1 protein-coding gene is annotated in these 336 nt (G+C 75.0%); it reads right to left on the minus strand.

Translation table 11 applies throughout. The features are described from left to right. A partial coding sequence (locus ICC28_RS40180) for a hypothetical protein (protein ID WP_188293813.1) occupies window positions 1–336 on the minus strand: 336 nt, incomplete at both ends.

Consider the following 336-nt stretch of genomic DNA (forward strand, 5'->3'; position numbering starts at 1 on the left):
TTGACCCCCTCCACCGCCACCCCGGACACCACACCCGACCCCTGCTCGGCAAAGGAGTCCAGCGCCCCGAGCAGTCCCTCACGGTCCTCGGCGAAGGCCACCAGCCGCTGCCTGAGCGCAGCCCGCCCGAGCAGCGCCCGCGCGACCCCGGCCGGCTCCGCCTTCTCCTCCCGCACGAAATCGGCCAGCGCCCGCGCCTGCGACACCAGCCCGCCCGCACTGCCGCCACTCACCGTCCACGGCACCACCCCACCGGACAGCACCGGCTCCACCACAGCCGCCTCCCCGGCAGCAGGCTCCTGCGGGGCCTCCTCCACGATGACGTGCGCGTTCGTC

It is taken from the genome of Streptomyces sp. TRM68416 (assembly GCF_014596915.1).
Classification (GTDB): Bacteria; Actinomycetota; Actinomycetes; order Streptomycetales; family Streptomycetaceae; genus Streptomyces.